The sequence below is a fragment of the Marichromatium sp. AB32 genome, assembly GCF_003718675.1.
GTDB classification, from domain to species: domain Bacteria; phylum Pseudomonadota; class Gammaproteobacteria; order Chromatiales; family Chromatiaceae; genus Marichromatium; species Marichromatium gracile.
This window is the reverse complement of sequence record NZ_RHFJ01000020.1, coordinates 52,720-59,456: the sequence shown is the minus strand read 5'-3', so window position 1 is coordinate 59,456 and position 6,737 is coordinate 52,720. Positions and strand designations below refer to the sequence as shown.

The 6,737-nt window shown below is 68.1% G+C and carries 6 protein-coding genes; all 6 read right to left on the bottom strand.

From position 1 onward, the window contains the following. On the bottom strand, window positions 1-2,126 hold a 2,126-nt coding region (locus EBL85_RS08325), incomplete at its 3' end, for a tetratricopeptide repeat protein (RefSeq protein WP_123142662.1). Window positions 2,127-2,197: 71 nt separating this feature from the next. Further along, window positions 2,198-3,130 carry a cephalosporin hydroxylase family protein gene (locus EBL85_RS08320; RefSeq protein WP_223806099.1) on the bottom strand — a complete coding sequence of 311 codons (933 nt, stop codon included), beginning with the start codon at window positions 3,128-3,130 and terminating at the stop codon, window positions 2,198-2,200. Then, window positions 3,042-3,878 carry an NAD(P)-dependent oxidoreductase gene (locus EBL85_RS08315; protein ID WP_123142660.1) on the bottom strand — a complete coding sequence of 279 codons (837 nt, stop codon included), beginning with the start codon at window positions 3,876-3,878 and terminating at the stop codon, window positions 3,042-3,044. Before EBL85_RS08315 ends, EBL85_RS08320 begins: the two co-directional genes overlap by 89 nt. 11 nt (window positions 3,879-3,889) lie before the next feature. Next, the gene (locus EBL85_RS08310) at window positions 3,890-5,116 is read right to left on the bottom strand and encodes a class I SAM-dependent methyltransferase (protein WP_123142659.1); all 1,227 of its coding nucleotides are present in this window, start codon (window positions 5,114-5,116) and stop codon (window positions 3,890-3,892) included. Continuing rightward, window positions 5,113-5,676, bottom strand: coding sequence for a dTDP-4-dehydrorhamnose 3,5-epimerase family protein (locus tag EBL85_RS08305; RefSeq protein ID WP_123142658.1), 564 nt, complete (start codon window positions 5,674-5,676; stop codon window positions 5,113-5,115). Before EBL85_RS08305 ends, EBL85_RS08310 begins: the two co-directional genes overlap by 4 nt. Further along, complete coding sequence (gene rfbG, locus EBL85_RS08300; protein ID WP_165913458.1) at window positions 5,673-6,737, bottom strand: CDP-glucose 4,6-dehydratase; 1,065 nt, start codon at window positions 6,735-6,737, stop codon at window positions 5,673-5,675. Before rfbG ends, EBL85_RS08305 begins: the two co-directional genes overlap by 4 nt.

Below are 6,737 nucleotides of genomic sequence, written 5' to 3'. Positions count from 1 at the left end.
GTCGTCCCCGAGTTGTGCGGGAAGCAGTCGAGTCCGATGTCCATGCCCCGCAACACGTCCCACGGCGGGGAGTGATAGCCGATCTCCAGGCGCTCGCCGCCGATCCCGTGCGCGGCGAAGCGCTCGGTCAGGCTCTCGACACTCAATGGATCGGCATAGGTTCGGCTGTCGACGACCAGGCGCGAACCCGGCACCCGCTCGAGGATCTCGGACCACACCCGGATGGTGCGGTGGTTGACACGCACCCCGCGGGTCAGCGTACCGAAGGTGATGTATCCCCGCTCCAGCGCCGGCAACACGTTCACCGCCCCCATCCCCTCGCTCGGGCGATACATGCCGGCGGGCGCGGCAATCCGCCAGGGCCGCTCGCTGAACAATTCCTCCGCACCCTCGGGCACCAGGACCTCGTCGCACAGGAAGTAGTCGATCGCGCTCAATCCCGAGGTGTAGCCATAACCGACCCAGAGACTCACCGACACCGGCGCCGGCTTGCGCGTGAAGACCCTCAGCCGATTGCCCGCCGTATGTCCGGCCAGGTCCACCAGGATATCGATACCATCGGCACGGATGCGCGTATCGAGTTCGGCATCGCTCAGACCACGGGTCGGCACCCAATGATCGACCAACCCCTGGTAGCGCGCCGTCTGCGCGTCCTGACGCGTCAACTCGGCATAGGCGTACAGCTCGAATTGCGTCTGGTCATGGCATTCGAGCAGTGGCTCGAGCATGTAGCGGATCGCATGTGATCGAAAGTCCGGGGAGACATAGCCCACACGTAAACGACGTTCGGGGTCAGGAGGGTTGGCATATGCACGCCGATGCACACGTGCAGGAGCGGCATGACGGTATTCGAAGTCCTGATAGGCCGCACGGATCGCCTCGACCGACCGATCCGGATGATAGTTCAGGGTGAAGAGCAGACTACTGTCAGCCCCGAAGGGATCCTCGGCCAGTTCCCGGGCCCGAAGGCGCACGGCGATCGAGGCATCGAGATCGCCTAGATCCTGGAGCAGACACCCCAGATTGTGCAGGGCGCCGGGGTAGTCTGGCTGAAGCTCAAGGGCCTGCTCGTAGCAGGCGCGCGCCTCACCGAGACGATCGAGATCACGCAAGCTGTTACCCAGATTCAGATGGGCCTCGATCAGGTCGGGCTTGAGGACGAGCGCCTGCCGATAACAGTCGATCGCCTGCTGGGGCTTGCGCTCCAGTTCAAAGGTGTTGCCCAGGTTGCAATAGGCCTCGGCATAATCCGGACGGATCCGAATCGCGGCAAGATAACTCTGCTGCGCGGCGCCGAGTCGATCCAAGGCCGCAAACGCGTTGCCGCGATTGTTCAACGCCTCGACGTGATCCGGATCGAGCGCCAGGACACGCTCCAGGGTTTCCAGCGCGGTCTCGAACAGGCGGGCGCGGAGCTGGACGCTGGCGAGGTTGTTGAGACTCTGTACGTTGCAAGGGTCTCGTGCCAGCACCCGATTGAACCAATCGGTGGCCTGCGGCAACCGACCGAGCTGGATACAGGCATTGCCGGCGTTGTTACATGCCAGGAGGAGCCCGGGGTCGATCGCATGGGCGCGGGCATAACACGCCAGGGCCTCGTCGAGCTGGCCAAGCTCGTGCAATGCGAGCCCGAGGTTGTAATGAATCTTGGCTTGGTCCGGGGCGATCTCCAGGGCACGTCGGTAGTGTCTCAGCGCATCCTCGGCCCGCCCCAGACGCAACAATGCTGTCGCAATACCGTCATGGATCTCGGGATCAGCAGCATCGCATACCAACGCCCGTTCGAGTACGGCGAGCGCCTCGGCATGGTGCCGACGCCGCACCAGAATCAGGCCCAGCGCCTTGTGGGCGAAGACATCGCCCGGGTAGCAGACGACGAACCGCCGCGCCTCGCGCTCCGCCCCCTCGAGGTCGGCACCAGCCGCCCGCGCGACCCATGCTTCGCGCAAGGACGGTGGTACCCGTTCGTCAAGACGGGGACCAGTCTCGCCCAACTGGCGCAAGATCGCCCGGGCCTCGGTCTGATCGGGGTCGATGGCAAGCACGGCGCGACAGAGCGCCACGGCCACATCGTGCCGTCCGGCGACGAGGTGTTCTTGAGCTTGTGTGAGCAGACTGTCGTTCATACCGAGGTTCAGGTTCCCACATCGTCATCGAGCACCCCGGCGACAGACCGGGTCGTACAGGGTCGCATCACTCAAGCAACGCGCTTGAGAAAACCTCCCCGCGCAACCGTCAGCAACAGCTTGTCGGAGATCGATGCGTCGATCTCGAAACGTGAGTCCCTTGCAAGGAAATCGCGAACGGCCGTCATCGGGTTGTTCCCCTGACTCCAGGGCCGCCCGGGAAAGACCGCGGTCTCGAATTCCTCGATCACCGTATCGAAGACGGTGCAGTAACACCCCGGGGTCACCAAGGGCGCATACAAGTCCAACTCCTTCACGACATGGTCATGGGTGTGGCTCGAATCCAGACAGACCATCACCCGCTGCTCGCTGCGGATGGAACGGCGGACCTCGTCGAGGACGGCCGGATCCGTACTGTCGCCCTCGACCATCTCGATCCGCCCGGCCAGCGGATGGGTCTCGACGGCCTGGCGATTGTGCGCGCGGATATCGAGATCGATGCCGACGACCCGTCGCCGATCGGCGACCGGCACGCCAGCGTGTCCCGCGCGCTCGGCATCGGTCAGATCGAGCAGCGCCAGCATGGAGGCGCTGAAGATCAGTGAGCCACCGCGCGCGATCCCGGTCTCGATGATGACGTCCGGACGCGTCGTCCAGATGATCTCCTGCAGCGCGAAGACGTCCTGGGGATACTGGATGATCGGCAGACCGAGCCAGTCGAATTGATACGAGTAACGCGCCCGCAGACTCTCGCGCATGAACCCCTCGGCGGCCTCCTGCAGGGGGCCATCGTCACGATAGTCCTCGACCCGGGCCGCACGTTCGGCAATGAAACTCTCGCGGTCATCTTTCATAGTGAAGTGGCCATAGCAGCAAAACTCCGTGGATTTTGGTGAGAACGGTCGCGAACCCCGTTCACGTCTCGTCCAGCACCCCGATGATGCACGGCGGGTCCTGCGGATTATCGGGCCGCGCCCCGAAGCGCAAGAGATCGCGACGACCATAACCGTCGGCGACCCGCTCGGCGATCTGGCGTACGCTCTGGCCCCTGCCGGAGCAGATGTTGAACGCACCGCATCGCCCGCCCAGCGCGACCTCGGCGATCATCTCGCCGGCCCGCTCGACATCGAGATAGTCGCGGACCTGCTCCCCCCCACCGAGATCGACAGGCTCTCCGGCGGCAAGCCGGGTATGGAGGTGGGCCACCAGTCGACGTGGATCCTCGCCCTCGCCATACAGATAGAAGGGTCGGCACCAGGCGAACTCGACGCCCGCCACTCGCAGCAACTGCTCGAGGACCTGATAGGTCGATGCCTTGCATGCGCCATAGAGGGTCCGGGGCCTCAGTGGCGTGTGGATATCGAGAGACCCCGGCGTCGGGTCGTACTCGGCACAGCTGCCGACACCGACGAAGCGCCGACCGCCAGCGGCGACGAACGCCTCGGCCAGATGCAATGATCCGGTCAGACAGACAAGATTGCGCGTGGAGTCCAGATACCGACCAGGCTCGGCATACCAGGCCGCATGCACCAACATCTCCCCCCCGGCCAGCGCGGTCTGCAGCGTTTCCACCGAAGCGGTGAAGAGATCCTCGATCTCGATCAGTTCGACGCCGCGGGCCGGGAACAAGGCCGCGGCACGCGCAGGATCACGCACCAGCAGGCGCACCCCGACACCTCGCTCGAGCAACGCCTGGACGATGCGGCGTCCGACAAACCCGCTCGCCCCCGTCACGATGACCCGTTCATTCATGGTGTGTCGCCTCAACACTCGCAGAGTCGGGGCACCGCGACGACGAAGCGCGCGCCCCACTCGCGGACATAGCCGAGCTGCGCGGTGAGTTCATCGCGCAGGTTCCAGGGCAGCAGCAGCACCCGGTCGGGACGGGTCTCGCGCAGACGCGACTCGGCGACGATGGGGATGCGGCTGCCGGGGAGATGGCGGCCCAGCTTGCCGGGGCTGCGGTCGACCACATAGTGCAGCAGATCGGGACGCACCCCGGCGAAGTTGAGCAGGGTGTTGCCCTTGGCCGCGGCGCCGTAGCCGACCACCTGGAGCCCCTGGCGCCGCGCCCGGATGAGATAGTCGAGCAGCTCGAGACGCAACCGCTCGGCGCGCGCCTGCAGCCCCTGGTAGGTCGCCGCCCGCTCCAGCCCGGCGGCCAGCTCCTCGGCGCGCAGCGCCGCCACCCGGGGCGTGGTCGGACGCGCGCCGTGGTCGGCACGCTGGGCGAACACCCGCAGGCTGCCGCCGTGGGTCGGCAGGGTCTCGACATCGAACACCGCCAGGCCGTTGGCCGCGCACACCCGCCCCACCGCGCCCAGCGACAGATAGGAGTAGTGCTCGTGATAGAGGGTATCGAACTGGTTGCCCGCGATCAGCCGCAGCAGGTGCGGGAACTCGAAGGTCGCCACCCCGTCCGGGCGCAGCAGCAGGGCGATGCCGGCGACGAAATCGTTGATCGCCGGGACATGGGCGAGGACGTTGTTGGCGACCACCAGATCCGCACCCCAGCCCTCGGCGAGCAGCCGCGCGGCGAGCGCGCGGTCGAAGAAGGCCTCGACGATCTCCAACCCGCGCTCGCGCGCCGCGGCGGCGACCGCCGCGGTCGGCTCGATCCCCAGACAGGGGATGGCGCGCGCCTGCAGGTGCTGGAGCAGATAGCCGTCGTTGGCCGCCAGCTCCACCACCCGCGAGTCGCCGTCGAGCCCGAGACGCTCGACCATGGTCGCGACATAGCGCTCGGCATGGGCCACCCAACTCGTCGAAACGCTGCTGAAATAGGCGTAGTCGGCGTCGAACAGGGTCTCGGGGCGGGCGAAGTCCTCGGTCTGCACCAACCAGCAGCGCTCGCACACCAGCACCCGCAGCGGGTACCAGGACTCGGGGCGGTGCAGCGCCGCGGCGCTCAGATAGGCGTTGGAGGGCGGCGCGCTGCCGAGGTCGACGAAGGGCAGGCGCAGCGGCGCGCCGCAGTGACGGCAGTTCACGGCGCAATCCCCCGAAACTCGTCGTCGAGCAACGCCAAGGCGCGATCGCGCGCCGAGCGCTCGCCGAGCGGCAGCGGCCAGGGGATGGCCAGACGCGGGTCGTCGACGCGCACCCCGCCCTCGGCCTCGGGGACATGGGGCGCGGTGTGCAGATAGAGCAGCTCGCAGTCCTCCGTCAGCGTCTGAAAGCCGTGGGCGCAACCCTCGGGGATCACCAGCGTGGTCGGGCGCTCGGCCTCCAGCCGCTCGGCGTGCCACTGCAGGAAGGTCGGCGAGCCGGCGCGCAGATCGAGCGCCAGGTCCCAGACCGCGCCGCGCAGACAGGTGACGAACTTGGTCTCGGCGTGCGGCGGGCGCTGGTAGTGGAGCCCGCGCACCGTGCCGCGCGCGCGGGTCAGCGAGCGGTTGATCTGGACGATCGGACGCCCGCCGCCGAGCGCTGCCAGATCCATCGCGCAATAGAGCCGCTCGAAGACGCCGCGCGCATCGGCGAGCGGCGTCCGCGCGATCACCTCGACCCCGGCGATCGCGGTCGGGTGACGCACCAGGCGCGCGCTCATCGCGGTGGCTCCGTGGCCATGTAGTCGGCGATCTGCGCCAGGGTGCGCACCTGCATGTCCTCCCCGGCGCGCCAGGCGCGGTGCCAGTCGAGGGTGCGCGCCAGCGCCTGCTCCAGCGGCCAGCGCGGACGCCAACCGAGCGCGGCGCGCGCCTTGCTGCTGTCGAGTCGCAGCACCGATGCCTCGCGCGGCTGAGGACTGTCATCGAGCCGCCACTGCGCCCCCGGCACGGCGGCGCACAGCCACTCGACCAGCCAGCGCACCGGGCGCGCGTCCGCGGCCTCGGGACCGAAGTTCCAGGCGCCGATGTACTCGCCATCGTCCGCGCACAGCCGCTCGGCGAGATCGAGATAACCGGCGAGCGGTTCGAGCACGTGCTGCCAGGGCCGGATCGCCCCGGGCGCGCGCAGCACCACCGGCTCGCCGGCGTCGATCGCGCGCAACACGTCGGGGACCAGCCGCTCGGCGGCCCAGTCGCCGCCACCGATGACGTTGCCCGCACGCACGGTGGCGAGCGCCGTCCCGGCCTCCTCGAGGAAGGCGCGACGATAGCTCGCGCTGACCAGCTCGGCGCAGGCCTTGCTGCTCGAATAGGGGTCGTGACCGCCGAGGGCGTCGTCCTCGCGATAGGGCCAGACCCAGTCGTGGTTCTCGTAGCACTTGTCGCTGGTCACCACCACCACGGCGCGCACCCCGGGGTGCTGGCGCACGGTCTCGAGCAGGTCGACGGTGCCCATCAGGTTGACCGCGTAGGTCTCGACCGGGTCGCGATAGGCCGCGCGCACCAGCGGCTGGGCGGCGAGATGGAACACCACCTCGGGCGCGGCGGCATCGAAGGCGGCGGCGAGCGCGGCGCGATCGCGCAGGTCGGCGATGTGCTCGCCGGCGAGGCGCTCGCCGACCCGCGCCGCCCGGTACAGGCTCGGCGTGGTCGGCGGCGCCAGCGCATAGCCGTGCACCCGGGCGCCGAGCCGTGCCAGCCAGAGCGCGAGCCAGCCGCCCTTGAATCCGGTGTGGCCGGTGATGAATACCCGCCGTTCTCTCCAGAACTGCTGTTCCAT

What these genes read in the sequence shown, in the direction of transcription:
- EBL85_RS08315 (WP_123142660.1), bottom strand. Translation starts at nt 3,878, where the DNA reads ATGAATGAACGGGTCATCGTGACGGGGGCGAGCGGGTTTGTCGGACGC.
- EBL85_RS08305 (WP_123142658.1), bottom strand. Translation starts at nt 5,676, where the DNA reads ATGAGCGCGCGCCTGGTGCGTCACCCGACCGCGATCGCCGGGGTCGAG.
- rfbG (WP_165913458.1), bottom strand. Translation starts at nt 6,737, where the DNA reads ATGGAACAGCAGTTCTGGAGAGAACGGCGGGTATTCATCACCGGCCAC.
- EBL85_RS08320 (WP_223806099.1), bottom strand. Translation starts at nt 3,130, where the DNA reads ATGGTCGTCGCGATCTCTTGCGCTTCGGGGCGCGGCCCGATAATCCGC.